The sequence below is a fragment of the Actinomyces sp. 2119 genome, assembly GCF_003591215.1.
Taxonomy (GTDB): Bacteria; Actinomycetota; Actinomycetes; order Actinomycetales; family Actinomycetaceae; genus Actinomyces; species Actinomyces lilanjuaniae.
Genome location: NZ_QYRR01000002.1, coordinates 371,781 through 397,500, shown reverse-complemented (window position 1 = coordinate 397,500; position 25,720 = coordinate 371,781). Strand labels below are relative to the sequence as shown.

Sequence of the window (25,720 nt, the reverse complement as noted above, 5' to 3'; positions counted from 1 at the left end):
AGGAGCCGCTGGGAAGGAGCTCGACCACGCCAGGGCCCGGCCGACCTGGATAATGGCCTCTCCGGCCATGAGGAATGCCAGCGGAATCGGCTTGCGGTGAGGATTCGCCAGGCCCCGGCAGGCTCAGTCCCCGCCCAGGCACGTCCCGTTTGTACGGGCGATCTTGCCGAGCACGTAGGCACTGGGCTTGGGCGTGCGCTCCTGGGTAGAGCGGTCCACCGCAATGATGCCGAACCTGGGGCCGTAGCCAAGGACCCACTCGAAGTTGTCCATGGCCGACCAGCACATGTAGCCGCGCACGTCTACCCCCTCGGCAATCGCGGAGCCGACCTCGCCGATCGCGGTGCGCAGGAAGTCGACCCGCTGGGTGTCGTCCTCCGTGTTCAACCCGTTCTCGGTTACGTAGATCGGCATCTGGAGCGCATCCCAGGCCTGACGCACCACCGCCCCGACGGCCCAGGGCCAGATCTCCTCACCACCCTGGTTGAGGGTGGCCCCCGGCTCCGGTGGTACCGGACCCTCGGGGCCGAGCACGGTGCGGTTGTAGGTCTGGAGGCCTACGAAGTCGTCGCCCTGGCTGGCACGCAGGTAGCGCAGGTTGTTCTCCTCGGTCACGCGCGCCACCTGCTCCTCACCGCCGGGTGCGGCGTGGAAGTCGGAGTTGGCCAGGGTCCACCCCACCTGCATCGCGGGCCTGACGGCCTTGATCGCCTCGACGGCGGCGCGGTGGGCCGCGAGCTTGACCTCGTAGGCCTCCTTGGTGGCACTGAGCTGGAATCCCGCCACCCTGTCCGGCGTCGTCCCCAGGGCCGCCGCAGCCCCCTCCCAGGTGGGGTTTCCGAGCCGCTGGGAGGGCTCGGTCTCGCACATGCCCATCTCCGCCAGGAGGACGGCGAGGTTGGGCTCGTTCATGGTGCAGACGATGTCGAACAGGTCCCCGAGCTCCTCGGTGACGTGGCGGCAGTAGCGGGCGAACAGGGCGGGAGTGCCGGTGTCCTCCCAGCCGCCGCGGGCGATGAGCCACTGGGGGGAGGTGAAGTGGTGGTAGGTCACCAGCGGGGTGAGCCCGTGCTCGTGGCAGGCGCGCAGCACGTCCCGATAGTGCTCCACGGCCACCGCCGAGAACTCCCCGGGAGCGGGCTCAATACGGCTCCACTCCAGGGAGAAGCGGTAAGCGTTGAGCCCCAGGGAGGCCAGCAGGGCGATGTCCTGGCGGTAACGGGTGAAGTGGTCGCAGGCGTCGCCGGAGGACTCGGTGTACATGGTGCCCGGCACGTGCTCGTAGAGCCAGACGTCGTTGTTGGTGTTGCCGCCCTCCACCTGGTGGGAGGCGGTGGCGGCGCCCCAGAGGAAGCCCTCGGGGAACGGGGTGGCTGACGAGATGCCGGGCACGGACAGCGGCAGGCTGGGTGCTGAGGAGGTAGCAAAGGGGTCGGTGTCAATCATGGAGTGTCTCCTGTGGTGAGGACCGGGTCAGGTGAGGAAGAGGACGGGGAGCAGCCGGGAACGGAGGACAAGGTGACAGCCAGGGCGGGGACTGTCACGCCCAGCACCACTGGGCAGGGTATGGACCAGGGTAGCTGTGCCCTGCACGACCCCGGCCGCTTCTGCGCGCCTTCCCTCTGTTTCTCTCTGTCTACCCGCATCGTCTACCCGCACCTTTGGAGCAGCAAGCCCTTCCTAGTCGGCTGTTGACGTGGAAGCCGGGAGCACCTACAGTCATGAAACGGTTCAACGATGACCCTGGAGATCCTGATGTCCACTGATCACATACCCGCGCACGACGACCTCCACCACCCCCACCACACCGGCCTGGCCCGCGCACCACAGAAGGTGACCCTGCTGGACGAGGGCGCCCCCCGACTCACCGACCCCGTGGGCGACCTGGCCGCGCCCACCAGGCTACGGGTCGACCACCACCGCCCGGGCTACGAGGTCCTCGGCGGAACCGGACCGTCTCCGTCCCTGTCCTGGGAGGTCCCCACCGCCCCCTCCGGCTGGACGCAGGCCGTGGCCGAGGTCGAGGTGACCCGTACGTCCCCGCTCACGGTCCCGGTACCCAAGACAGCCCCGTCCCAGACCTCCGCTGCCCCGGTTGACTCAGCCGACCCGCTTGAGCCAGCCAGCCCAGAAGACCCAGCCTCCCCGACCTCTACCTTCACGCTGCACGGCCCGACCTCCACTTTTGTCCCCTGGCCCGCCGCTCCCCTGTCCTCCCGCGAGCGCGCCACATGGCGGGTTCGCGTCGCCGGAGCCGATGGCGCCTTCTCTGCGTGGTCCGAGCCTGCCGTCGTCGAGACCGGCCTGCTCGACCGAGGTGACTGGACAGCCCGCCCCGTCAGCGCGCCCGGCAACCGGCGCGAGGACGCCGCCCCCGTCCTAGTGCGCCGCCTCGTGGTGCCGCAGCGGCCCGGTACCACCGGCACCACCACCGGTGCCCCTGCCTCAGCCCGCCTCCACGTCACCGCAGGCGGGGTCTACGAGGTCTTTGTCGACGGGACTCGGGTCGGCGCCCACGAGCTCGCCCCCGGGTGGACGGAGTACCGGGACCGACTCCTGGTCCAGACCTACGACGTCACCGGGCTGCTGCCCCCCGGAGAGCACGAGATCGCCGTCGTCCTGGGCAACGGCTGGTACCGCGGGCACCTGACCTGGTACATGCGCGACCGCGTCTACGGGGAGGCCCTGTGGCTGCTGGCCCAGCTGGAGATCAGCGACGGCACCTCCACTACCGTCGTGGGCACCGACGCCGCCTGGACCTGGCGCCCCTCCAACGTCACCGCCAACGACCTCTACAACGGCCAGACCACCGACCTGCGCCTGCCCGCCCTGGGGGAGGTCGCCGCCGAGGCCCCGGTGGAGCTTCTGGACCTGCCCGAGGCAGACCTGGAGCCCACCATCCTGCCGCTGCCCACCGTGGTCGGCGAGCTCAGGCCTCAGCAGGTGATCACCACGCCGTCGGGCAGGAAGGTCCTGGACTTCGGCCAGAACCTCACCGGACACGTCCGCCTCACCGTTACCTCGGGTGAGCCCGGGACCACCATCACCCTGCGCCACGCCGAGGTCATGGAGGACGGCGAGCTCGGCACCCGCCCGCTGAGGCGGGCCCAGTGCACCGACCGGGTCATCCTCGCGGGTACCGCCACCCCTGAGACCCCCGAGGTCTTCGCCCCGACCCTGACCCAGCACGGCTTCCGCTACGTCGAGGTAGAGGGCCTGGAGCCGACAAGGCGTGAGGACACCGGCAGCGCAGACCGCGCAGGCATCCCGGGCCAGGAAGGCACCTCGGGCCGTCAAGGGGCCGCTACCAGCACAGACCGTACGGACATGGTGCTCATGGAGGCTGCCACGGCCCGCGTGGTCTCAGCAGGTATGGAGCGCTCCGCCTGGTTCTCCTGCGACCAGGAGCTGGTCAACCGTCTGGTGGAGAACACGCGCTGGTCCACCATCGGCAACTTCATTACCGTGCCTACTGACTGCCCGCAGCGCGACGAGCGCCTGGGGTGGACGGGTGACATCGCCGTCTTCGCGCCCACCGCCCTGTCCCTCTATGACGCGGGCGCCTTCCTGGCGTCCTGGTGCCGCGACCTGGTATCGGCCCAGGCTCCGGACGGCGCTGTGCCCGTCGTCGTCCCCGACGTACTGGACAGCCCTCAGCTCACCTGCGCCTGGGGCGACGCCGTCACCCTGGTGCCCTGGGCCATCTACGAGGCCACGGGCGACACGGGCGTTCTGAAGGCTGGTATCGAGGCGATGGAGCGCTTTGTCGCGGGCGTGGCCGCCGCCGCAGGCCCCTCACGCCTGTGGCGCGGCGGCTTCCAGTTCGGCGACTGGCTCGACCCCGACGCCCCGCCGCAGGAGCCTGCGGCTGCCAAGGCCGATCCCGACGTGGTGGCCACCGCCTACTTCGCCCGCTCCGCCCAGGTCGTCGCCCACACCTACGAGGCCCTGGGGCGTCCCGAGGACGCCCAGCGCCTGGGTGCCCTGGCCGCCGAGGTGCGCCAGGCCTACCTGGACGCCTACGTCACCGCGAACGGGCTTATCGTCTCCGACTGCGCCACTGTCTATGCCCAGGCCCTGGCATGGGGGCTGCTGGACACACCTGAGCGCGTCCAGGGTGCTGGCGACCGCCTGGCCGACCTGGTCCGCGCCCGGGCTTTCAGGATCTCGACCGGCTTCGTAGGGACCCCGCTGGTACCTGCGGCTCTGGTGCAGGGCGGGCACCCCGGCGTGGCGGCACGCCTGATCCTGGAGACAGGGTGCCCCTCATGGCTCTACCCAGTGACCATGGGGGCCACAACCACCTGGGAGCGCTGGGACTCCATGCTGCCCGACGGCTCGGTCAACCCCGGGGAGATGACCAGCTTCAACCACTACGCCCTGGGGGCCGTGACCCAGTGGCTGGTGAGCGACCTGGCGGGTCTGGAGGTAGTCGCGCCCGGGGGCGGGCGGCTTCGGGTGGCCCCGAAGGTCGGTCACGGGTTCTCCTCGGCGAGCGTGGTCCGTCGCCTCCCAGGCGGGACGGCGCGCGCCTCCTGGCGGAGCGACGCCGGACGGCTGCACGTACGCGTCCAGGTTCCGGTCGGAGCGCAGGCCGAGCTGGTGCTGCCGGGAGCCGAGGCTGAGACCGTGGGGCACGGCCTGCACGAGCGTGTAGTCACGCTGCCCGCGAGCCACGCTGGCTCCGACGCCGCGAGCCGGGCCGTCCGGACGGTCCGTGACCTCGTGGACGACCCCCGTGCCTGGCAGCGTCTTGCCGACGCGGCCACGCAGGCGGGGCACCCGATGTACGCCCAGGACGCGCCGGTCCAGCTCGCCTCCCTGCTCAGGCGCGAGCTGGACCGGCCGGTGTCGGTGGTGGCGCAGGCCGCCACCGTGTACGGCTTCGTCCCCGGTATGGAGGCCACGAGGAAGGCCCTGTCCGAGGTCGTGGAGGACCTGGCTCCCTAGCCAGCCGTACTTCCCAGGAGTTTTTCAGACAGCGGTCGTGGCTCCTTTCAGGGTGGCAGGGTTACATAGTTCTTGCCGCCGGACGGAACCGGCCCCGAGGGTTGGGGAGCCCTGAGACGGGTCGTCTTCCGAGGAGTTGCCGGGTCTTAGGGAGCCCGCGTGACGCCGCTCTGGCGAAGGAGGCGGCCACCTCCCCGGGTGCATGGGAGCCCGGGAGCGGGAAGGCCCCTCGTGAGGCTTGGGCCCGTGTGCCCGGCGCCCTTCGGTGCCGGGCACACGGGCCAAGTCATGTTCTGCGCGGGGAAGACGAACCGACGGATTCGCGGCCCCTCAGAGCATGCGTGTCGGCACAGCCCAGCTTAGAGGCAGAGCCGTATCTCCCAGGGCGCGGACAGAGGCAGACAGCACGTCCTCCTCGCCCCGAACCTCAACCCGGCACGTAAGGTCCCGTCCCAGCCAGACCAGCCGATAAAACCAGACCAGCCGATAAAACTTGTGCATGCGCACCGTTGCGTAAAGACAGCCGACCTGCCCATAACGGCCATACATGTCCTACCCCGACGGGCCGGGAACCGGGAGCTTTGTACCGCTACGGTGGAGGCACCGGCAGACACAGCTGCGCCACAGGCTGGAGCCCTTCCAGCGCAAGCGCCTAGCGCACGTCCTTTAGCGCAGGTCCTGGCGAGCCACGGACCACGGCAGCAGCACTGGCAACCACTAGCAGCAGGGTCACAGACCTTGCTGCTGTACCGACCCTCTGAGTCGGCAACCTCGTCTCAGACCTTCCAGGAGATGCCGCTGACGAAGGTGAGGAAGTCCTTCTCGGCAGCGGAGGCAGCGGCGTCGGCTGAGGTCCCGGTGCGCTGGACCAAGACGACGACGCTGCGGCCCTCGCGTGTAGCCATGGCTGCCCGTACCGCGACGTGCTGGCCATCGGTCTGCGTGGTGCCGGTGTAGACCTGGGCGTCCTCGCCATCGACGTCCACTGCGCCCGAGCTCGTGACGTCCGACTCCCCGAGGTCCGTGGCGGCAGCGATCTCAGAGACAGCCTGGTCCTCGCTCGGCTCACCGGCCCCCAGGTCGATGACGCCGCTGCCAGCCAGGTCGTCGTCCGGGTCCACGAAGATGATGCTGTAGCCCTCCTGGGAGTTGTCCTGCGTCCCCTCGGGCTGGGTGAGACTGACCAGGTCCTCCAGGGCGACGTCCGCAGCGGCGCCTTCCGAGGATGACACCTCGGCCGAGGCGCCCGGAACGGAGGGGTCTGCGCCTGCCGAGTCCTCCGCAGTGGAGGCACAGGCCGTCAGCGGCAGGAGCAGAACAGCCGTGAGCACCAGGAACCGGGTTTTCATGCAGGTCCTTTCGTTATCAGGCTCGGGAACAAAAGTCTACCGGCGCCACCACACCGCCGCCCGGGACGTATGGTCTCCATGACGTCGGTGCCACAGGCCCAGCAGTCCGCCAGACCCCGCCAGTCTCCCGCTGGGGAGGCTCCTGCGGTTCCACGACCCGGAGACGGTGCTGCCAAAGCAGCCCTGGATGGGTCAGGGGCGTCCTCGGCCTAGGGGCGAAGCCGTGGACGAGTCGACAACCGCCGTCCGTCCCCCCGAGGAAGTGCCCAGGAGTAGCACGAAGGTCAGTCCCACGCCGGGCCGTCTCCTACACCCAAGGGAGTGCTAGTGTCGTGAGCACCACAACGGCAGGAGACAACCGCATGGCAAGGCGCATCCTGAGCATCGGGTTCATCGGCAACGGGAAGGGGACCAACCGGTACCACATCCCCTTCTCGCAGGCGCTACCTGAGAAGTTCCGCGTCAAGACCGTGCACGCACGCCACATCAGGCACGACGTGTGGCCAGCACTGCCCAACGTGACCTACACCTGTGACCTGGAGGCCGTGCTCACCGACCCCGAGATCGACGTGGTGGAGATTAGCACGCCGCACTCCACCCACTACGAGCTCAGTCGGCAGGCGCTCAAGGCGGGCAAGCACGTGGTGTGCGACAAGGCCTTCGTCGGCACCGTGGCACAGGCCGAGGAGCTCTACGCGCTCGCCGACGCCCAGGGTGTCACCGTCCAGTGCTACCAGAACCGCCGATTCGACTCGGACTATCTCACGGCGCGTAAGGTCATGGAGTCGGGCAAGCTGGGCAAGGTGTTCGAGATCGTCACGCACTACGACTACTGGCGCGAGGAGTTCGTTGAGCACGGGAGGACGGGCGTCTACGACCGCCTCTCAGGTATCGTGTACGGCCACTCCTGCCACTGCGTCGACCAGCTCATCGACTGGCTCGGCGTGCCCGACCGCTGGCACGCCGAGGCCCGCCAGCTCTACGGACCAGGACGTCCCGACCTGTACTTCGACTTCGACCTCTACTACGACGACCTGGGGATCAAGGCGACCGCGGCAGCAAGCTACACGGCCGCTATCCAGCGCCCGAGCTTTGAGGTGTACGGCGACCGCGGTACCTTCATCAAGGTGGAGAAAGACCAGCAGGAGCGCGACCTCAAGCACTTCTACCTCCCGGCCGGCCACGACGACTTCGGCCTCGACACGCCCGAGCAGTGGGGCACGCTGCGCTACTACGACGACGACAGCCGCATGCACGAGGAGCGGGTGGAGACCGTGCGGTCGTCCTACTCCATGTTCTACGACGCCCTGTACGAGACCGTGGCCCACGGCGCCCCGCCGCTGGTGCGGCCCGAGGAGACCCTGGCCCAGCTGCGGATCCTTGAGGACGCGGTCAAGGACCTGAGGTAGGCGGCGGTCCCGGACCTGGCTGCAAGAAGCCTGAGGACCAGGCCCGCCCGGCATCACAGTGGCGCATCGCACCTGTGCGGGCACCTTGCAGAATGCCCCGGTGCCGTCGTTCCTCCGGGTACGTGACCACCGCCTCCACGCGCACCGCACACCCACCCGTCCCACATCGCAGGAAGGACACCTATGATCCACGTCATCGCCACCTTTGCGGTCAGTTCCGACCAGGTCGACAGGTTCATCGAGACGGCTCAGCCCCTCGTGTCAGCCTCGCGCGCCGAGAACGGCAACATCTCCTACGAGCTGCTGCGCTCGCGTGAGGAGCCCACCCGCCTGACCTTCCTGGAGACCTGGAGGGACGACGCCGCGCTCCAGGCACACAGCGCCTCGCAGCACTTCACCACGATCATCTCCCGCCTGCTGCTGCTTGCCGAGGGGGAGCCCTCGATCGTCCAGTACGTAGCAGCCTGACGGATGTATCAGGCAGCCGCCTGCTGCCAGTCAAGGCCCCGGGGCGACGGGGCGGGGTCCTCGTCTTCACCGGGCCGAGCCAGGGCGACCTCGATACCCACTTCCGCGCCACCCCGGTCAGCGGCGCCAGCCCCGCTGCACGTTGCTGGCGACCTCCGCACCACACAGGTTATTCTTCCCTTATGAGTACTAGCCCACCACACCACAGCACGGATCACCCTGTCCTCGACCACCACTCGACCGCCCGCGTCGCCACGAGCAGCCCGTCACGCTACGGGCGGCAGCTCGTGGACCACATGACCCGCAAGATCCAGGCCGAGTGGAACGACACCACGTCCACCGGACGGCTGGCCTTCGATCTCGACGGCCCGGTGACCGGTGTCGTCGACCTCACCTGCGAGGCTGACACCCTGGTCATGGCGCTGTCGGCCGCCAAGGACGAGCAGGAGCGTCTGGAGCAGGTGGTCGGCTCCCACCTGGCCCGTTTTGGCTATCGCGACGGCCTGGCTGTCTCCTGGACACGGCAGGACGGCTCAGCCGGGACCACTCAGGGCCCTCTGTCCGAGGAGGACGTGGAACGCCTGAGCCGCAGGCGCTAGGAGCACGCTGCCCGCCAGACCAGCAGGCCAGCGCCTCCGGCTGGACGCAGGAACTGGACGCAGGAGCACGACAGGCAAGCCCACCCCGCCGCAAGCAGGCTGAGCGGCTCCAGGCACGCTCTGACCCGCACGCCCGGCGTACAGTCTGCCCTCGGCCCAGCGTCACGCCCCGGCGCCACCGAGGGCGACCTGCCCGTCGGTGTCCCTGACCCGCAGCATGAGCAGCAGGCCCGCCAGCACGACCGCGACTACTCCCAGGACCCCCCAGTGGGTGGCACTCGCGCCCTCGACCGAGGCGCCCACCCCTAGGAACGCCCCGTACATCATGGGTGCCAGGAAGGACACCGCCCGCCCGGTGGTGGCGTAGAGCCCGAAGACCTCCCCCTCCCGGCCCGGCGGGATAAGCCGCGCCAGGAACGAGCGCGACGCCGACTGGGCCGGCCCCACGCAGCCGGACAGGACCAGTCCCAGCGCCCAGAAGACGCCGGCTCCCGCGTCGTGCAGGACGAAGACCAGGACCCCTGCTACCACCAGGACGGCAAGGCTGCCCAGGATGACCCGACGGGCTCCGACGGCGTCGTCCAGACGTCCGGCAGCAATTGTGGTCACCCCGGCCACCAGGTTCGCGGCGACGGCGAAGACGACAACGTCCCCGGCAGAGAAGCCGAAGGTCGCCTGGGCGATGACGCCGCCGTAGGTGAACACGCCCGCCAGCCCGTCACGGAACACGGCGGAGGCCAGGAGGAACCACAAGACCTCCGGGTGGTCATGGCGCAGACGCGCAAGGGTGCGCCACAGGCCCACGTAGGAGGCGACCAGTGACTCACGGCGTCTGGGCACCTGCTCCTGCTGGTCGTCAGGTCCAGTCTCCATGGTGGCTGCCTGTCGCTCCTGACCCCGGCTGGCCTCCTCCTGGTTGGCCACGGCGACCCGAGCACGGCGGCGTCTGGCGCCCCGCCCGGACTGCGTCACCACGACCGGTAGGGCGAACACTCCAAACCACAGGGCCGACAGCAGCACCGACACCCGGACGTCCAGGCCGTCCTCGCCAGTGACGCCGAACCACCCCACCTGCGGCTGTATGAAGCCGACGTAGACGATGAGCAGCAGGACGATGCCCCCGATATAGCCCATGCCCCACCCCAGGCCGGAGACGGCCCCGATCCTGTCCCTGGTAGCCAGGTGACCCAGCATGCCGTTGTAGTTGACGGTGGCCAGCTCAAAGAAGACGTTGCCCACCCCCAGCAGGACGATCCCCAGCCACAGGTAGCCCGGCCGGGGCAGAACCAGGAACATCGCCGCGGACACAGCCACCACGACAGCCGTGTAGGCAGCCAGCCAGAACACGGTGCGTCCGGCCCGGTCCGCGCGCTGGCCGGTGACCGGTGCCAGGAGTGCGATGCACACGCCCGCCACAGCCAGCCCGGTACTGAGCGCGGACTGGGTGGAGGCCTCGGGACCAAAGGCCTCGCTGGTGAGGTAGACGGTGAAGACAAAGGTCGTGATGACGGCGTTGAAAGCCGCCGACCCCCAGTCCCACAGCCCCCAGGCGAGGACGGGCCAGGTCAGCAGCGACGAGCGGCGCGGGGAGGAGGCCCAGGGGCAGGCACGCGGCGCGCCTGCGTCTGCCGGGAGTCGTGAGGAGGGCGGGGCAGGCTTTGTCATGGTAGGAACACTACTGCTCCCCGGACGAGGGCGGGCGCGTACGGGAATCCTCGTCGCGCAGGACAGCCTCAGCCAGGGCCAGGTCCAGGGGCGTGGTGATCTTGAAGGCCTGCTCATGCCCGGCCACGACGACGACCCGCCCGCCCTGGGCCTCGACCAGCCCGGCATCGTCCGAGGCCGCCAGGGCCTCGTCCACCTCTCTGGCGGCGCCGGCCCGGTGGGCCGACACCAGGACACCGGCTGAGAAGCCCTGCGGGGTCTGCACGGCGCGCAGCCGCGCACGCTCGGGCGTGCCGACGACGGCCTCGGCCCAGGGCCCGGGCGGCTCCTCACCTCCCGACTCCAGGCACCCAGGACGGTCCGGCACCGCCGACAGGTACGCCGGCCCGGGCTGGGCCGCGACGAGCCCGGGGGCCACCTCCTTGACCGTGTCGGCAACGGCCAGGGCGGGGACCACCGCACCGTGGCCCGCGCGCACCGCAGCCACGACCCGACGCGTCACCTCCGGCGGGGTCAGCGCCCGGGCCGCGTCGTGAACCAGCACCACCTCGGCACCCGGCATCCTGTCCAGCGCAGCCTCCAGACCCAGACGGACCGAGGCCTGCCGAGAGACGGGCGAGCCCGCCACGACCTCGACAGCCTCGGCCGCCACCGCGTCTACCTCGACGCGGAAGCGGTCCAGCTCTGCGGCTGGCGCGGTCACTATGACATGGTCCACCACACCGGAGTCAACAAGCCCCTGGGCAGCACGACGTAGCAGGGACAGCCCTCCCACCCTCACCAAGGCCTTGGGGCCTCCCGCCCCCAGCCGACGGCCTGAGCCGGCTGCGGTCAAGACAGCCACCACGCCCTGCGCGGGAGGGGCAAGTGACATGGCAGGAGAGCTGGAAGGGCGGGTGGGGCTCACACAGGGGACAGTAGCGTGGAACCGTCGTGCCCGCCGAGATCAGGATGCCAGCGCCTCGTCCAGCCGGGACTCGGCAACCTCCTCCGGGGTCTTCTGGGCCAGAGCCAGCTCAGAGACCAGGATCTGCCTGGCCTTGGCGAGCATCCGCTTCTCTCCGGCAGACAGTCCCCGGTCCGTGTCGCGGCGGGACAGGTCACGAACCACCTCAGCCACCTTGATGACGTCACCGGAGGCGATCTTCTCCTGGTTGGCCTTGAAACGCCGCGACCAGTTGGTGGGTTCCTCTGTCAGCGGGGCCCGCAGAACGTCAAAAACTCTCTCCAGACCGGTCTCATCGACGACGTCACGAACCCCGATCAGCTCGACGCTCTCCGCAGGGACAAGAATTGTCAGATCCCCCTGAGCCACCTCAAGCTGCAGGTAGGTCTTGGACTCTCCCCGCACTTTGCGCTGTCGAATATCAATAATCCGAGCTGCGCCGTGGTGGGGGTAGACAACGGTCTCGCCGATCTCAAAGGTCATAGGGATGACTCTCCAGGTTGTTTGTGGAGCCCTAGTTTATCAGGGAACTCTGCCGTAACGTCGGGGACGTATCTCACAGGAGTCCTACCCTCCCGCGCCGCAACACAGAGGTCAGGTACCAGGGGCGGGGACAAGCCGGTAGCCCAGGCCGCGCACAGTGACCAGCATCGTGGGACGAGAGGGGTCCGCCTCGATCTTGGCACGCAGCCGCTTGACGTGGACGTCGAGAGTCCTGGTGTCACCTACGTAGTCAGTACCCCATACCTCGTCGATAATCTGGCGGCGGGTGAGAACCCGGTCCTGGTGACGCAGGAACAGCTCCAAGAGCTCGAACTCACGCAGCGGCATCGCTACCACCTCTGCGTCAACCCGCACCTCGTGACGCCCCAGGTCCATGACGACGCGTCCCGCCTCCAGCACCAGCCCTTCCTCCTGCCGCAGGCTGGCCACCCGGCTGCGTCGTAGCACCGCGTTGACCCGGGCAGCCAGCTCCCGGTAGGAGTAAGGCTTGGTGACGTAGTCGTCGGCACCCAATTCCAGCCCCACGATCTTGTCCACCTCGGAGTCCTTGGCGCTGAGCACGATGATGGGCACTGCGGAGCCGCGCCGGATCCGGCGGCAGACCTCGGTCCCGCTCAGGCGTGGCAGCATCAGGTCCAGCAGGACCAGGTCTATCGGCCCGCAGCCACCGGGGGCGGAGGCGGCCTCAAAGATCTCCACCGCAGCGACCCCGTCCACGGCCTGGACCACCTCAAACCCGTCGCGCCTCAGACTTAGCGTCAGCGGCTCACGAAAGTTCTCCTCGTCCTCAACCAGGAGGATACGCGTCACGTCACTGCCCTCCCGCTGCCGGCCCCTGGAGCAGCCCAGTCTCCCGCCCGCGCAGTCGGGGCAGGACCAGGGTGAAGGTCGAGCCCCGCCCCGGGGCGGACCACACCTCGACAGCACCTCCGTGGTCGGCAGCGACGTGCTTGACGATGCTCAGCCCCAGCCCCGTGCCGCCAGTGGAGCGCGAACGTGCCCTGTCCACCCGGTAGAACCGCTCGAAGACCCGGTCCTGCTCGTCCTTGCTGATCCCGACGCCCTGGTCCACGACCGCGACGCGCACCAGGCCGTCGTCACGCTCGTCCAGGGAGGTGCCCACAGCCACCCGGCTACGGGGGCCGGAGTAACGCACCGCGTTGTCCAGGAGGTTGCGTACAGCCGTGGTGATAAGAGCGGCGTCGCCACGGACCCGCAGTCCCGGCACACCCCCGGAGACCAGCTCGACCTGGCAGGCCTCCGCCTCCACCCTGACACGGTCCAGAGCCTCGGCGACCACCTCGTCGAGGTCGACCTCCTCGGGCTCCTCCAGGGCGTCACCCTCCTGGAGCCGCGTCAGCTCGATAATCTCGTGGACAAGCACCTCCAGGCGACGCGCCTCCTTGCGTATGCGCCCCGCGTAGTCGCTCACGAAACCCGGATCCAGGGCAGGGTCACGAGCGCCTTCCTCCACGGTCTCGGCCAGCAGCGCTATCGCACCGACAGGAGTCTTGAGCTCGTGGGAGACGTTGGCGACAAAGTCCCGGCGCATCTCCTCCACCCTCCGTGCTGCTGTACGGTCCTCCGCAAGGACGAGCACGCGCCCCTGCCCCAGCCCAGCCACCCGCACCTGGAGGTAGAACTGCCCCGCACCGCTGACGGGCCCCCGAGCCACCGTCACGGGAGCCTCCTGAGGCAATCCCGTGGCCCGCACCGCTGCCACCATCGCGGCCACGGCAGGCTCGGCCACAGCGTCGTCGCGCACGATGTTGTAGGTGTAGGCGCTGGCTGAGGCTCGCAGGACCTCGTCGTCCTCGTCCAGGACGACGACAGTGGAGCTCAGGGCCGCCAGGACGGAGACGACCGTATCGGTCCCGGCCAGTCCTCCCGGCTGCGGGGAGGACTGGCCGCGCCTCCTGCCGCGCGCCCCGCCCACGGCCAGGACAGCGACCACCCCTGCTGCCGCCCCAACGACAGCAGCGATGAGCAACCAGACAGCTTCCACGTCCTCTAGGTTAGAAGCCGAGGCCGTCCTCGCAGGCCTCCCACGCCCCCTACGAGGCTGAGGAACAGCAAAGGAACAGCCGAGGAACAATCAAGGACAAGGAGCATGTCGTGCGTGAGATCTTCCACCAGGAGCTCAGCCAGCTGGGCGCTGACCTTGAGTCCATGGCGCACCAGGTCGCCACCGCTGTCGAGCGCGCCGCGGAGTCCCTGCGTCACGGCGACATCATTGTCGCCGAGCAGGTCATTGACGCCGACGAGCGCATCAACGACCTCCAGCGTGACATCGACGACCTGTGCGTCATGCTGCTGGCCCGCCAGCAACCGGTTGCCGGCGACCTCCGCCACGTCCTGTCCGCCCTGCGGGTAGCCCAGACCCTGGAGCGCCAGGGAGACCTGGCCCGCCATGTCGCGGCAATCGCCCGGGGACGCTACCCCGAGCCCCCCGCCCCTGAGCCGGTCCTCGGCCTCCTCCTGCAGATGGCGGACCTGGCTGTCCGCGCGGGCAGGGACGTGGCCCGCCTGATCGAGACCAGGGACCTGGGCCTGGCCAAGACGATCGAGGCCGGGGACAGCAAGCTGGACGCCCTGCACCGCAGGTCCTTCCAGATGATCCTGGACCCAGCTCACGAACTGAGCCGCCAGCAGGTTATCGACGCGGTCCTGCTGGGCCGCTTCCTGGAGCGGTTCGGGGACCACTCCACCTCCGTAGCCCGCCGAGTCGCCTACCTGGTCTCAGGGGCGTCGCTGCCGGAGACCCACGACAACGAGGACGCCGACGCCCTGCACCGGCGCTGACCCACCACCACACGCCACGTGGGCCGTGCACCCGGCTGCAGGGGTGCACGGCCCACGTCTCAGTCCCAGTAGGGTCCCAGACAGCCGGAGAAGCGAGCGGCGACAGCCTCAGCAGCCGCCGTCTCGCACCGACTCACCTGCCCTGGTTAGCCACTGCGGCGATCTTGGCCTCGGCCTCAGGGTCAAGGTAGCGGCCACCCTTGGTCAGTGGCCTGAGAGTCTCCTCGTCGAGCTCGTAGACGAGCGGGATACCGGTCGGAATGTTGACACCGGCAATGTCCTCGTCGGAGATCTCGTCAAGATGCTTGACGATTGCCCGCAGCGAGTTGCCGTGGGCGGCGATCATGACGGTCCTGCCCGTCCGGATCTCCGGGACGACCGTGCCCTCCCAGTAGGGCAGCAGACGCTCCAGCACGTCCTTCAGGCACTCCGTGGCAGGAATGGGCTCCCCGGCGTAACGGGGATCCGAGTCCTGGGAGAACTCCGAGCCTAACTCGATCTCCGGGGGAGGGACGTCGTAGGAGCGACGCCAGAGCATGAACTGCTCCTCTCCGTACTCGTCCCGGATCTCCTTCTTGTTCTTACCCTGCAGGGCGCCGTAGTGACGTTCGTTGAGACGCCAGTGCCGCTCCACAGGAATCCAGTGGCGGTCCGCAGCATCCAGAGCCAGGTTAGCGGTCATGATGGCACGGCGCAGCACGGAGGTGAAGAGCTTCTCGGGCAGGACTCCCGCCTCCTTGAGAAGCTCGCCGCCGCGGACAGCCTCTGCACGCCCCTTGTCTGACAGCGGCACATCGACCCAGCCGGTAAAGAGGTTCTTTGCGTTCCATTCGCTCTCGCCGTGGCGGAGCAGCACGAGGGTGTAAGCCATAGGCCTATCCTGCCAGGCCGCGCTCCGCGACGCGAGACCCCAGAGGTCCCAGGGCGCCGAGGACCCGAGTCACAGGGCAGTACGCCCTGGCTACGGCACACGTCCACGACCTGGGCGTCAGCACACGGGCTGCGCGGCCGACGCAGCCTCGCGCCGCGCCTCTCAGTGGGCCTTGTAGTAGGCGTCGCGGATCTCCGCCGAGACACGCCCGCGGTCGGAGACCTCCATACCCTGCTCCCGCGCCCACTCGCGGATCTTCTGCGTGTCCGACGACCCAGAGGAGCGGCGCCGGGTGTTACGCCGCCCGCCGACTCGACGAGCCTTTGCCACCCACTCCTCAAGAGACTCACGAAGAGCGGCCGCGTGCTCGTCGTTTACGTCAATCTCGTAGGTAACGCCGTCAAGCGCGAAGGTGATGGTCTGGGTCGCCTCGGAGCCGTCGACGTCGTCGACAAGGATGACTTGCGTCTTCTGTGCCATGGTCCCTCAATCAGATACGGGTGCGGGATTACCTGAGCGAATCCCGCTCCGGACGGCATCTAGACTAAACGTCTTCCAGAATTGATGCAACACTCGTCATCAGACGACGCCCTCTAACCTCGCCGACTCCACAGGGTTATCCGGATAGCAGCCTCGGAGGGAAAGCAGGCGTAGCCGACAAGGACGTGCTCACGGCACCAGCAGGGAAGAACATGACGGGACCATGGGTCAGCCGCGTCCCGGCAGGAGCGCAGCAGGAGGGCTTTTCAATATCAGCCACCTATTTTCTCAGAATCCTCCCAGGATGGGTACCGACAGCCGACGGCCAGTCGTCGCGAGGTTCTACAGGCCGACGCGTGCAGGCTGCACCGCCCCGACCTCTCCTGTCGTTCCCTCCTGGGCCCGAGTAATGTCGCAGCGTGCTGCCCTGTCCCGCAGGCACAGGCACTACAGACGACGGCAGCCTGGCACATGGTGCCAGGCTGCCGGTCGAGCCGCCTGTGGGAATCGAACCCACGACCTATTCATTACGAGTGAATCGCTCTGCCGACTGAGCTAAGGCGGCGCACCGCTGGATGCGGGCGTGCCGAACATACCGGTCCGAGAGCCCTGCGTGCAATCTGCACCCGGACGAGCAGACGGTGTTTCTGGACACAGCAGGAACACCTCGACCACCAGACAGGGCCGTCTGCGGCCTCACGGCAGAGCCGCTGTTTCTGCCCACCTGAGGGAGCGCACAGCCAGCCGCGACCGCCCGGCGCACAGCCGCACCTAGGGAAAAACGCTAGCCTGGTTCCAGCAGGCCCGCCCCCGCCCTGGTCGGCGCCGACGGCACCGCAGCTGTCTGCGCTCCCAGCGGAGCACCGGGGAGCGGGCTGCCAGGACGCCGCGGTGTCCGCCCACCCTCCACGAGACAGGCGCACAGCGGCTACCAGCACACGCGCCGCATGACCTCCGACCCGGAAGGACAGCCATGGCACAGACCTCCCACCCGCCTCGTACCTCACCCGGAGGGGGCTCTGCACCAGGGCAGGAGCCCTGTGTCCAAGACAGAGGGGACACCGGCTACAACAAGTCCCTCAAGAACCGTCACCTCCAGATGATCGCCATCGGCGGGTCCATCGGCACCGGCCTGTTCCTCGGCGCCGGTGGACGTCTTGCCCAGGGCGGCCCCGGCCTGGCCATCGCCTACGCCGTGTGCGGCCTGTTCGCCTTCCTCATGGTACGAGCACTAGGCGAGCTGGCGATCCGCAGGCCCTCCTCCGGGGCTTTTGTCTCCTACGCACGGGAGTTCCTGGGGGAGAAGGGCGCCTTCGTCACCGGCTGGCTGTTCTTCCTGGACTGGTCGGTCACCGTCATGGCCGACATCACCGCCGTCGCCCTCTACCTGCGCTACTGGAGCGCCTTCCACGTGATACCCCAGTGGGTTCTCGCGCTGGTCGCCCTAGCTCTCGTGTTCGCCCTCAACATGATGAATGTCAAGATGTTCGGCGAGGCTGAGTTCTGGTTCGCCCTCATCAAGGTCGCCGCCATCGTCGCATTCATGGTGGCCGCCATCTGGGCTATCCTCGTGGGGGCTCCGGTCGGCGAGTCCACCGCAGGCATCCACAACATCACCGACAACTCCGGCATCTTTCCCGAGGGCCTGCCAATCGTCTTCGCGCTGACGCTCGGTGTGGTGTTCGCCTTCGGGGGCACCGAGATGGTAGGTGTGGCCGCTGGGGAGGCCAAGGACGCGGAACGCGTGCTTCCCAAGGCCATCAACTCCATGATCCTGCGCATCTTCGTCTTCTACGTAGGGTCGGTAGCCCTCATGGCGCTGGTCCTGCCCTACACGGCCTACTCCGCCAACGAGTCACCTTTTGTCACCTTCTTCTCCGGCCTGGGCATCCCCCACGCCGGAGACATCATCCAGGTTGTCGTCCTCACCGCAGCCATGTCCTCCCTCAACGCCGGCCTGTACGCCACCGGACGCACCCTGCGGTCAATGGCCGTGGCGGGAGAGGCACCCAGGGTCGCGGCGGGGCTCAACAGGAACCAGGTACCTGCCGGGGGCATCACCCTCACCTCCGCGCTGGGGCTGCTGGGGGTCGTGCTCAACGCCCACCTGCCCGAGGACGCCTTCGAGATCGTCATGAACCTTGCTGGAATCGGTATCGCAGGTACCTGGGCGGCCATTCTGGTCACCCACCTCGCCTACCTGCGAAAAGTCAGAGCAGGGGAGGAGACCCGGCCCGACTACAAGATGCCCTGGGCACCCTGGTCCACCTACGCCGCCCTCCTCTTCTTCACCATCGTGGTGGCCTCCAACCTCACCAGCCCTGCCGGACGCTGGACGCTGGCGCTGTTCGCCGCCATCGTCGTCATGATGGTGGCTGGCTGGTACGCGGTGCGCGGCCGCATCCGTGGGGACCTCCTCGACGAGGTCCTGGCTGAGGACACCGCAGCCTCCGCTGACCCCGGCGGTACTGACGGTCCTGCCGCCTCCTGCGGCCCAGGCTCCGGGCCGCACCCGGCCGCCCCAGCCCGGGAGGACTGACATGCGCGTCCACATCACCTACACCGGGGGGACCATCGGGATGGTGGACTCCCCTCGTGGGCTGGTCCCGGGCGCAGACCTAGAGGGGTGGCTCGCCACCCTCCTGGACGGCACCGACCTCGCCCAGAACGTGACGATGACAGCCCTGGACCCGCTCATCGACTCCTCCAACGCGACGCCGTTGTCCTGGCAGGCTGTCGTGGAGGACCTGCGCGCCCACGCCGCCTCGGACCCGCACCAGGCCTTCGTGGTCCTGCACGGCACCGACACCATGGCCTACACCTCCGCCGCCCTGTCCTACGCCCTCACCGACTTCCCCTGCCCCGTGGTCATCACCGGCTCCCAGCTGCCGCTGGGCGTCGTGGGCTCGGACGCCGCCCCCAACGTCACCGGGGCACTGCGAGCGGCCACGAGCGGACGCCTGGAGACAGTGGCCCTGTTCTTCGGCCACCGCCTCCTGGCCGGCAACCGTGCCACCAAGAGCTCGTCGTGGGCCTTCAAGGGCTTCACCTCCCCCAACGCCGCGCCCCTGGCCATGACAGGAGCACCCTGGCAGTGGTCGCCCCCGCAGGCCCAGGGATCAGGCTGGCCCAGGGCGTTGCCCTACACCCGCCACGACGTGGTCGTGGCGGACCTGGCTCCCGGTATCACCGCCCAGCGGCTGGAGGCCATGCTGACCCCCCAACCGGAGGCCGTCGTGCTACGGGCATTCGGCGTGGGCAACGTCCCCAGCCAGGAGCCCGGCCTGACCACCGTGATCAAGGAGACCGTCGCAGCAGGTACGGCAGTCGTCGTCGCTTCCCAGTGCCAGGAGGCTGAGGTCCTCCTGGGCCACTACGAGGCCGGTGACGCGCTGGCCCGCGCCGGAGCGGTCGGCAGTGCAGACATGACCCTGGAGGCCACCTACGCCAAGGTCCAGTTCCTGCTCAGCCAGGGTCTGCGCGGAGCCGACCTGGCCGCCGCCGTGGGGCGCTCAGTTGCCGGAGAACTGACCGAGCAGGCCCAGCAGCCCGGCTAGCCCGAGCGCCTCGGCGGGGGCAGGGAGCACACGGGCGCCGACACGGGCTCAGTCGCCGGAGCAGGTCAGGTCATCCTGCGGCAGGTCCCCCCTCAGCAGGTAGGCGTCAACAACGTCACCCACACACTCGCCAGCACGGCCGTAGGCCGTGTGCCCCTCACCCTCCCAGGTGAGAAGCCGACCAGACTCCAGCTGGTCGGCCAGGGAGACCGACCACTCGTAGGGGGTCGCCGGGTCGCCCGTGGTGCCGACGACCAGGATCGGGGCGGCGCCGCTGGCCGTGACCTCGCTGTTCTCGTTGCCGGAGAAGTGGTCCCAGCCCTGACAGTAGGCGTGGGCGTAGGTCAGCTCCTCGCCAAAGGTAGGCGAGGCCTGCCTCACGGCCTGCGCCTGCTGCTCCCAGGCCGCCTCGTCACCCTCGACAGGGTAGTCCTGGCAGTTGACAGCGGTGATGGCTTCCGAGCTGTTGCCCCGGTAAGCGCCCTGACTGTCCCGCTGAGCGAAGGCGTCAGCCACAGCAAGCAGCGTCGAGCCGTCCGGGTTGTCCCCCATGGCCTGGCCCAGCCCCGTCGTCAGCACGTCCCCCCAGGTGTCGGGGTCATAGAGGGATCCCAGGACAGCGGAGCGCGCCAGGGGGCGGGTCAGCGACCTGCTGGAGTCACTGGTGGGGATCGCGGAGGTGGCGATGGAGTCCAGGAGCTGGCGGACCTGCTCGACCCCGGAGTCGACGTCCCCGCTAAGAGGGCAGGACGGCCCGGACTGGCAGTCCTCGACATAGACGCGCAGCGCCCGCTCAAAGCCCTCAGCCTGGCCCTGGGCGACCTCGTCCAGGCTGAGGGCGGGGTCAAGGCCACCGTCCAGGACCATGCGACCCACGTTGTCAGGGAACAGGTCGGCGTAGGTCGCCCCCAGGTAGGTCCCGTAGGAGTAGCCCAGGTAGGTCAGCACGTCCTGGCCGTTGACAGCGCGCAGGACGTCAAGGTCGCGGGCGGCGCTCTCGGTTGAGACGTGGTCCAGGAGCCCGGGGACCTCGGTGGCCTCATGGCAGGCGGCCTCGTCCTCCTGGGCAGCGGCAGCGGCCTGCTGGGGGGAGGCGTTCTCCTCCTGCCCGTCGGTGCCACTGCGCCGCTCATCGAGCTCAGCGTCGGTCCAGCAGTCCACGGCGGTGGACTGCCCCACGCCACGCGGGTCAAAGCCGACGACATCGTAGCTGTCCGTTACGTCCCGGGAGAACCGCTCCCTCACGTTCTCGACAATAGTGACCCCCGAGCCGCCAGGGCCACCGGGGTTGACCAGCAGCACGCCCGCCGACTCCCCGTCGGCGGCGCGCCTCTTCATCGCGATGTCAATGGTCTCCCCCTCCGGGTCGTCATAGTCCAAGGGGACAGAGACGGTGGCACAGGTGTAGCCGGTGTCCTCCTGCGTCTTGTCCATGCCGTCGCTGCACGGGTACCAGTCGGCCTCCTGGGAGTAGTAGGTCTCCAGGCCGACCGGGACCTGCGGAGAGGCATCGGCAGAGGCAGGGGTCGCCGCGACAGGCTCACCCCCCTGGCAGGCAGTCAGGCCCGTGCACGCGAGCAGCAGGGCGCACGATACGGCGAGGGGCCGACGAACACGGCGTCTGGTCGTAGAGGTGTTCACGAGGCGAGCCTACGAGCACGCTAGGCTCGCGTCTCTCCTTCCCAGGGCGGAGCCATCCGTACCTGTGTCCCGTGCCCCTGGGGGGGACCCGAGGGAACCTCCCGGCAGGGGGCACCACCACGTAGCCTGGCTCCCATGGACATCCGCCAGGAGATCAAGAGGTTCCTCACCACGCGCCGCGCCAGGGTGACACCGCAGATGGCCGGGCTTCCTGTCACTGCCGGGAACCGGCGCGTGCCGGGGCTTCGCCGCGAGGAGGTAGCCCTTCTGGCCGGCGTGAGCGTGGACTACTACACCCGCCTGGAGCGCGGGAACCTGTCAGGAGCCTCCCGGGAGGTCCTGGACGCCTTGAGCCAGGCGCTCCTCCTGGACGACGCGGAGACCCAGCACCTGCACGACCTGGCCCGCTCGGCCAGCCCCAGCGGGCAGGTACGGAGCCACCGCTCCCACCAGGCCGACAGCGCCCTACGTCCCGGGGTGCAGTGGATCCTGGACTCCATGCCGATGCCCGCAGCCGTCCACGACGCCACCGGCAGCTACCTGGCCACCAACCTTATGGCCCGGGCGCTCTACTCCCCGCTGTTCGTTGACCCCGCCCCCGGGCTAGCCAGGAACGGTAGTGGCAGGGGCAGCGCGAGACCGAGCATGCCCCGGTTCATGTTCCTGGACGAGCGCTCGCGCTCCTTCTTCCCCCGCTGGGAGCAGGGGGCTGAGGACCTGGTGGCCATGCTGCGGCTGGCGGCAGGCTCGAACCCCGGCGACCCGGAGCTAACGGCGCTCGTCGGTGAGCTGTCCACTCACAGCCGCGAGTTCTCCGTCATGTGGGCACGCCACGACGTGCGCTACGTGTGTCGGGCGGACAAGCTGGTGCACCACCCGGTGGTCGGGCAGATGCACCTGGTCTGCGAGTCCACCGCGATGACCAGCAGCCCGGGCCTGACCATGGTGGTCTACGGGGTGGAGCCAGGCAGCCCCAGCGCCGACGCCATGCGGCTGCTGGCCTCCTGGGCCGCCAGCGAGGTCGCCTCTGCCACGCAGCCGGCCAGGGACACGCACATAGCCAGCTGACGTCACAAACCTTGCTTGGGGGCGGGTCGAGGTGCCGACTCAGCAGGCTGACGGCTCGCTCACCGCGTCCCTCGCAGGAGGTAGTCAGCTCGCTGCGCGCTTCTCACCCGGGCCTGCTCCGCCTCCAGGTCGGCCAGAGGCTGGTAGACGCCGTCATCATGGACCACACCGCGAGAGACACCCCACATCCAGATCGTCTCTACCGCCTCCAGGGCGCACAGGATCGCCTGACGCTCATCCCTGGACCTCCAGGCCAGCGCGGGCAGCAGGGCACCGGAGCCATCAGCAGCAACCACGACGACCGCCGCAGTGGTGCGCCCGCCGGAGGCGCGCAGTGTGACGAAGATGGAGGACCGCGACCTCGGCCAGTCCAGCCACCTGGCCCGCAGCCCGTCGACGTGGGACAGACCCTCCCGGGTGACCGTCAGACGCGTGCACGCGCTCCTGTAAGCGTGGAACAGCTGGACGGCAGCAAGCAGGAGTGGCACCGCGACAAGAAGGGTCGCAAGGAGGTAGCCCTGCGGCCGGACGGAGCCGACGGAAGGGTCGGCAGACACGCTGTGTGCCTCCTGAATCCGGGGGAGGATGACGCTGGAGGCGAGCCATCCCACCACGGCGTAGACGACGGCAAGGACCACGCGCGGCAGCCAGGTTGTCAGCCTCCTTCTGAGGACAAGCGGTTCCTGGCTCACCAGGGACGGGTCGGCCGACACACCACCGGGACTGCTCGTCTCCGTGGCAACCACAGCGCCGGGCGCCCCGTCGGGGCCAGGGACGGCCCCGACGGGGCAGACGTACCCGTTGGCCCGTGCCCACGCCCAGATCTCGTCGACCTCTGCCTCAAGGCGGTCCCGGACCCCTTCCCTGCCGACCGCCGAGACACGCGGGGCGGCCAGCCTGGTCCGGCGGCCACCGGCTGAGACCTCCACCCGGCCGAGCACCGTCACTGCCCCGCGCCGGGAGACACCTGTTCTCGACGGGCTGGCGTGGTCGCGGCGGACCGACACGTCGACGACGAAGGCGGCCCGCGAGCAGGGCCACGGCAGGTGCCTGGTGCGGAGGAGCCCCCGGGAGTGGATACCGGTGGCGTCAAAGACCGTGCGCTGCCGCAACGGCACCACCCCGGCCACGACAGCCCCCAGGCCCATCGCCAGGCCCACAGTGCGTATGAGGCCGATCAACAGCAGGAACGACCCGGCCCCTGCGGGTTCCTGGAACGCGCTCACCATGCGCGTCAGAATGGCGCACATCGCCAGCCCGATCAGGATCATCAGGCCCCCGTTCACGCGGGCAGACAGGTTCGGCCGACGCACCAGGCGCGGCGGCCCGTAGGAGGAGCCGGGGCCTGGAACGGGACTGGTCGCTGACACGTGCTCTCCTCTTCTCCACGATCTCTCTACGACCCCTCCACGACCTCTCCCAGATCTCCTCAGGGTCAGGCGGTTCGAGCGCGATCCTGGACCAGGACGGCGCACTCAGGCCTGGGGGCGCAGCTGGACCATGAGGGCCTCCACCGCTAGCAGCGGAGCAGCGCTGGAGCCCAGGCGGGAGCGGCACTCCTCGATAGCGGCGATCCGCGCCAGGGACTGCTGGGCACCGGTGGTGCGGGCCACCTGGTCCACCGTGTCCGCCAGGTCGATATTGACACGCTCCACGTCGCTACCCAGCTGGATGGCGAGCACGTCCCGGTAGAAGGACAGCAGGTCAGTCATGGCCCGGTCCAGTACGTCGGTACGTGCCCGACGGGCGCGCCGCTTCTGGTCCTCCTCCAGCTGGCGCACCTGGGCACGCAGGGCTGGAGGAATCTTGCCTCCCTCCTCCAGCCCCAGGGCACGGGCCAGCTCGGCTCTCTCCCGGGCGTCACGCTCAGCCGTAGCCTCCTTGGCCTCCGTCTCGGCCGCCTCCACCAAGGAGGCGGCCGCCAGGACCGCGTCACCAACGCTGCGCAGCGACACCGGCGACATGAGCAGCCGGTGGCGGCGCTCCCACGCGCCAGGGTCCGTGGCCAGGTGACGGGCCACCCCGATGTGGGACTGGCTGGCCCGTGCCGCCTGCTGCGCCAGCTGCGGGTCGGCGCCGTCACGGCGCACGAGGAGCTCGGCGACCGCCTGCGTCGAGGGGACCCGCAGGGTCACCAGCCGACAGCGGGAACGGATAGTGGGCAAGACGTCGTCGGCGCTGGGCGTACACAGCAGCCACACGGTCTGCGGCGGGGGCTCCTCCACGGACTTCAGCAGCACGTTGGTGGTCCGCTCCGCCATGCGGTCCGCGTCCTCCACGAGGACCACCCGCCAGCGGCCGGCCCAGGGACGGCGCTGCGCCTCCCCGACCAGGCCCCGAACCTCCTCCATGGTGATGATGAGCCTCTCCGTGGCCACGCGCACCACGTCCGGGTGGGACCCCGCCATGACGTCACGGCAGGGCTTGCATCGGCCGCACCCGGGGACCGGCCCGGTGCACTGGAGGGAGGCGGCAAAAGCCCTGGCCGCGTTGGAGCGCCCCGAGCCGGGAGGCCCGGTCACCAACCAGGCGTGGGCCATGGCTGAGTCCCCGGCGTTGCCAGCGTTTCCGGCATCCGGGTCGTCGTCGCGGCCAGGGGTGGTCGCAGCAGCCGCCTCCTGGCGCCTGTGGGCGAGGGACCGGGCCGCCCGGGCGGCCGCCGACAGGACGCCCACCACCTCCTCCTGGCCGACGACGTCGTCCCACACGCTCATGCGGCCCCGTCCCCGCTGGCGCGACCGCTGGAGGCCAGCAGCCCCCACACGGCAGAGGTGACGTCCTCGGCGACCTCGTCCACGCTGCGGGCGGCGTTGACGATGGTGAAGCGCTCGGGCTCGGAGGCGGCCAGGGTAAGGAACTGCTCCCGCAGCGCGGCACGGAACTTCGCGCCCTCGCGCTCCACACGGTCGACCTCCCCACGATCCTGCGTACGGCGGGAGGCCAGGTCGGGATCGGCGTCGAGCAGGATCGTCAAGTCAGGCAGGAGCCCGCTGGTGGCCCACAGGGACAGGTCACGCAGCTCGTGGGGACCCAGGCTGCGGGCAGCCCCCTGGTAGGCCACGGAGGAGTCGAGATAGCGGTCGGTCAGCACCACGGCGCCGCACTCCAGCGCGGGGCGCACGAGCGTGGCGACGTGGTGCGCCCGGTCCGCGGCGTAGAGGAGGGCCTCCGCGCGCGGGTCGACGTGGCCTCCGTGCAGGAGGAGGCGGCGCACGTCGGAGCCGAGCTCGGTGCCACCCGGCTCCCGGGTGACGACGACCTCGACCCCCGCCGCAGTCAGTGCGTCGGCCAAGAGCGTCAGCTGGGTGGTCTTGCCGACGCCGTCGGCCCCCTCGAAGGAGATGAACAGTCCGGGGCGGGAGCCGGCACGGTCACTGTGCACGCTACGGTCGGCTGAGGTGGTCACGCGCT

The 25,720-nt window shown here is 69.3% G+C and carries 21 protein-coding genes and 1 tRNA gene; 8 read left to right on the top strand and 14 right to left on the bottom strand.

Going from position 1 to position 25,720, the window contains the following annotated elements; genetic code table 11:
* Nucleotides 1-123: 123 nt before the first annotated feature.
* A complete protein-coding gene (locus tag D4740_RS03595; protein WP_119835540.1) occupies nucleotides 124-1,446 on the bottom strand; it encodes a glycoside hydrolase family 1 protein in 1,323 nt (440 codons plus the stop codon).
* A 291-nt stretch (nucleotides 1,447-1,737) separates the two neighbouring features.
* On the opposite strand from D4740_RS03595, the gene D4740_RS03585 reads away from it, so the two are divergent.
* Nucleotides 1,738-4,950 (top strand): alpha-L-rhamnosidase, encoded by a 3,213-nt coding sequence (locus D4740_RS03585; protein WP_119835538.1) that lies wholly within the window; start codon nucleotides 1,738-1,740, stop codon nucleotides 4,948-4,950.
* Between the two features lie 776 nt (nucleotides 4,951-5,726).
* On the opposite strand, the gene D4740_RS03580 is transcribed toward D4740_RS03585, so the two are convergent.
* Entirely contained in the window at nucleotides 5,727-6,299 is a 573-nt protein-coding gene (locus tag D4740_RS03580; RefSeq protein ID WP_119835537.1) for a hypothetical protein, read from the bottom strand.
* Nucleotides 6,300-6,661: 362 nt separating this feature from the next.
* Here D4740_RS03580 and D4740_RS03575 point away from each other — a divergent pair, with 362 nt between their 5' ends.
* From D4740_RS03575 to D4740_RS03565, 3 genes are all read left to right on the top strand, one after another.
* A complete protein-coding gene (locus tag D4740_RS03575; protein WP_119835536.1) occupies nucleotides 6,662-7,708 on the top strand; it encodes a Gfo/Idh/MocA family oxidoreductase in 1,047 nt (348 codons plus the stop codon).
* 183 nt (nucleotides 7,709-7,891) lie between these two features.
* Complete coding sequence (locus tag D4740_RS03570; RefSeq protein WP_119835535.1) at nucleotides 7,892-8,176, top strand: putative quinol monooxygenase; 285 nt, start codon at nucleotides 7,892-7,894, stop codon at nucleotides 8,174-8,176.
* A gap of 182 nt (nucleotides 8,177-8,358) precedes the next feature.
* Nucleotides 8,359-8,775 carry a DUF2218 domain-containing protein gene (locus tag D4740_RS03565; RefSeq protein ID WP_119835534.1) on the top strand — a complete coding sequence of 139 codons (417 nt, stop codon included), beginning with the start codon at nucleotides 8,359-8,361 and terminating at the stop codon, nucleotides 8,773-8,775.
* Between the two features lie 162 nt (nucleotides 8,776-8,937).
* Here the strand turns inward: D4740_RS03565 and D4740_RS03560 are convergent, their stop codons facing one another.
* The 5 genes from D4740_RS03560 to D4740_RS03540 all read right to left on the bottom strand — a co-directional run bounded on the left by D4740_RS03560 (nucleotide 8,938) and on the right by D4740_RS03540 (nucleotide 13,895).
* On the bottom strand, nucleotides 8,938-10,440 hold the full coding sequence (locus D4740_RS03560) for an MFS transporter (protein WP_119835533.1): 1,503 nt from the start codon (nucleotides 10,438-10,440) through the stop codon (nucleotides 8,938-8,940).
* 10 nt (nucleotides 10,441-10,450) lie between these two features.
* On the bottom strand, nucleotides 10,451-11,314 hold the full coding sequence (locus D4740_RS03555) for a 2-C-methyl-D-erythritol 4-phosphate cytidylyltransferase (RefSeq protein WP_119835532.1): 864 nt from the start codon (nucleotides 11,312-11,314) through the stop codon (nucleotides 10,451-10,453).
* Between the two features lie 72 nt (nucleotides 11,315-11,386).
* Nucleotides 11,387-11,869: a CarD family transcriptional regulator gene (locus tag D4740_RS03550; protein WP_119835531.1), complete on the bottom strand. Its 483-nt coding sequence runs from the start codon at nucleotides 11,867-11,869 to the stop codon at nucleotides 11,387-11,389.
* Nucleotides 11,870-11,980: 111 nt separating this feature from the next.
* Nucleotides 11,981-12,700: a response regulator transcription factor gene (locus D4740_RS03545; RefSeq protein WP_119835530.1), complete on the bottom strand. Its 720-nt coding sequence runs from the start codon at nucleotides 12,698-12,700 to the stop codon at nucleotides 11,981-11,983.
* A 1-nt stretch (nucleotide 12,701) separates the two neighbouring features.
* Nucleotides 12,702-13,895, bottom strand: coding sequence for a cell wall metabolism sensor histidine kinase WalK (locus D4740_RS03540; RefSeq protein WP_119835529.1), 1,194 nt, complete (start codon nucleotides 13,893-13,895; stop codon nucleotides 12,702-12,704).
* Between the two features lie 110 nt (nucleotides 13,896-14,005).
* Between D4740_RS03540 and phoU the strand changes: the two genes are divergently transcribed.
* Nucleotides 14,006-14,692 carry a phosphate signaling complex protein PhoU gene (gene phoU, locus D4740_RS03535; RefSeq protein ID WP_119835528.1) on the top strand — a complete coding sequence of 229 codons (687 nt, stop codon included), beginning with the start codon at nucleotides 14,006-14,008 and terminating at the stop codon, nucleotides 14,690-14,692.
* Nucleotides 14,693-14,825: 133 nt separating this feature from the next.
* Here phoU and D4740_RS03530 read toward each other — a convergent pair whose 3' ends face one another.
* The 3 genes from D4740_RS03530 to D4740_RS03520 form a co-directional block, all read right to left on the bottom strand.
* On the bottom strand, nucleotides 14,826-15,563 hold the full coding sequence (locus D4740_RS03530; protein ID WP_119835527.1) for a phosphoglyceromutase: 738 nt from the start codon (nucleotides 15,561-15,563) through the stop codon (nucleotides 14,826-14,828).
* Nucleotides 15,564-15,725: 162 nt separating this feature from the next.
* Nucleotides 15,726-16,043 carry an Lsr2 family protein gene (locus D4740_RS03525; RefSeq protein ID WP_119835526.1) on the bottom strand — a complete coding sequence of 106 codons (318 nt, stop codon included), beginning with the start codon at nucleotides 16,041-16,043 and terminating at the stop codon, nucleotides 15,726-15,728.
* Between the two features lie 492 nt (nucleotides 16,044-16,535).
* Nucleotides 16,536-16,608, bottom strand: a tRNA-Thr gene (locus D4740_RS03520).
* 408 nt (nucleotides 16,609-17,016) lie between these two features.
* On the opposite strand from D4740_RS03520, the gene D4740_RS03515 reads away from it, so the two are divergent.
* Both D4740_RS03515 and D4740_RS03510 read left to right on the top strand, forming a co-directional pair.
* Nucleotides 17,017-18,582 carry an amino acid permease gene (locus D4740_RS03515; protein ID WP_119835525.1) on the top strand — a complete coding sequence of 522 codons (1,566 nt, stop codon included), beginning with the start codon at nucleotides 17,017-17,019 and terminating at the stop codon, nucleotides 18,580-18,582.
* 1 nt (nucleotide 18,583) lies between these two features.
* Entirely contained in the window at nucleotides 18,584-19,600 is a 1,017-nt protein-coding gene (locus D4740_RS03510; protein ID WP_119835524.1) for an asparaginase, read from the top strand.
* Nucleotides 19,601-19,648: 48 nt separating this feature from the next.
* On the opposite strand, the gene D4740_RS03505 is transcribed toward D4740_RS03510, so the two are convergent.
* Complete coding sequence (locus D4740_RS03505; protein WP_119835523.1) at nucleotides 19,649-21,241, bottom strand: alpha/beta hydrolase; 1,593 nt, start codon at nucleotides 21,239-21,241, stop codon at nucleotides 19,649-19,651.
* A 135-nt stretch (nucleotides 21,242-21,376) separates the two neighbouring features.
* Here D4740_RS03505 and D4740_RS03500 point away from each other — a divergent pair, with 135 nt between their 5' ends.
* Entirely contained in the window at nucleotides 21,377-22,309 is a 933-nt protein-coding gene (locus tag D4740_RS03500; protein ID WP_119835522.1) for a helix-turn-helix domain-containing protein, read from the top strand.
* 59 nt (nucleotides 22,310-22,368) lie between these two features.
* Here D4740_RS03500 and D4740_RS03495 read toward each other — a convergent pair whose 3' ends face one another.
* The 3 genes from D4740_RS03495 to tmk form a co-directional block, all read right to left on the bottom strand.
* Nucleotides 22,369-23,679, bottom strand: coding sequence for a hypothetical protein (locus D4740_RS03495; RefSeq protein ID WP_119835521.1), 1,311 nt, complete (start codon nucleotides 23,677-23,679; stop codon nucleotides 22,369-22,371).
* Between the two features lie 105 nt (nucleotides 23,680-23,784).
* Nucleotides 23,785-25,023 carry a DNA polymerase III subunit delta' gene (locus tag D4740_RS03490; RefSeq protein ID WP_119835632.1) on the bottom strand — a complete coding sequence of 413 codons (1,239 nt, stop codon included), beginning with the start codon at nucleotides 25,021-25,023 and terminating at the stop codon, nucleotides 23,785-23,787.
* The gene (gene tmk / locus D4740_RS03485; RefSeq protein ID WP_243106788.1) at nucleotides 25,020-25,715 is read right to left on the bottom strand and encodes a dTMP kinase; all 696 of its coding nucleotides are present in this window, start codon (nucleotides 25,713-25,715) and stop codon (nucleotides 25,020-25,022) included. The genes D4740_RS03490 and tmk overlap by 4 nt, the downstream gene beginning before the upstream one ends.
* Nucleotides 25,716-25,720 lie beyond the last annotated feature (5 nt).

What these genes read in the sequence shown, in the direction of transcription:
- D4740_RS03555 (WP_119835532.1), bottom strand. Translation starts at nt 11,314, where the DNA reads ATGTCACTTGCCCCTCCCGCGCAGGGCGTGGTGGCTGTCTTGACCGCA.
- D4740_RS03595 (WP_119835540.1), bottom strand. Translation starts at nt 1,446, where the DNA reads ATGATTGACACCGACCCCTTTGCTACCTCCTCAGCACCCAGCCTGCCG.
- D4740_RS03550 (WP_119835531.1), bottom strand. Translation starts at nt 11,869, where the DNA reads ATGACCTTTGAGATCGGCGAGACCGTTGTCTACCCCCACCACGGCGCA.
- D4740_RS03575 (WP_119835536.1), top strand. Translation starts at nt 6,662, where the DNA reads ATGGCAAGGCGCATCCTGAGCATCGGGTTCATCGGCAACGGGAAGGGG.
- D4740_RS03490 (WP_119835632.1), bottom strand. Translation starts at nt 25,023, where the DNA reads ATGAGCGTGTGGGACGACGTCGTCGGCCAGGAGGAGGTGGTGGGCGTC.
- D4740_RS03515 (WP_119835525.1), top strand. Translation starts at nt 17,017, where the DNA reads ATGGCACAGACCTCCCACCCGCCTCGTACCTCACCCGGAGGGGGCTCT.
- D4740_RS03585 (WP_119835538.1), top strand. Translation starts at nt 1,738, where the DNA reads ATGACCCTGGAGATCCTGATGTCCACTGATCACATACCCGCGCACGAC.
- D4740_RS03580 (WP_119835537.1), bottom strand. Translation starts at nt 6,299, where the DNA reads ATGAAAACCCGGTTCCTGGTGCTCACGGCTGTTCTGCTCCTGCCGCTG.
- D4740_RS03560 (WP_119835533.1), bottom strand. Translation starts at nt 10,440, where the DNA reads ATGACAAAGCCTGCCCCGCCCTCCTCACGACTCCCGGCAGACGCAGGC.
- D4740_RS03530 (WP_119835527.1), bottom strand. Translation starts at nt 15,563, where the DNA reads ATGGCTTACACCCTCGTGCTGCTCCGCCACGGCGAGAGCGAATGGAAC.
- D4740_RS03500 (WP_119835522.1), top strand. Translation starts at nt 21,377, where the DNA reads ATGGACATCCGCCAGGAGATCAAGAGGTTCCTCACCACGCGCCGCGCC.
- D4740_RS03510 (WP_119835524.1), top strand. Translation starts at nt 18,584, where the DNA reads ATGCGCGTCCACATCACCTACACCGGGGGGACCATCGGGATGGTGGAC.
- D4740_RS03570 (WP_119835535.1), top strand. Translation starts at nt 7,892, where the DNA reads ATGATCCACGTCATCGCCACCTTTGCGGTCAGTTCCGACCAGGTCGAC.
- D4740_RS03525 (WP_119835526.1), bottom strand. Translation starts at nt 16,043, where the DNA reads ATGGCACAGAAGACGCAAGTCATCCTTGTCGACGACGTCGACGGCTCC.
- D4740_RS03565 (WP_119835534.1), top strand. Translation starts at nt 8,359, where the DNA reads ATGAGTACTAGCCCACCACACCACAGCACGGATCACCCTGTCCTCGAC.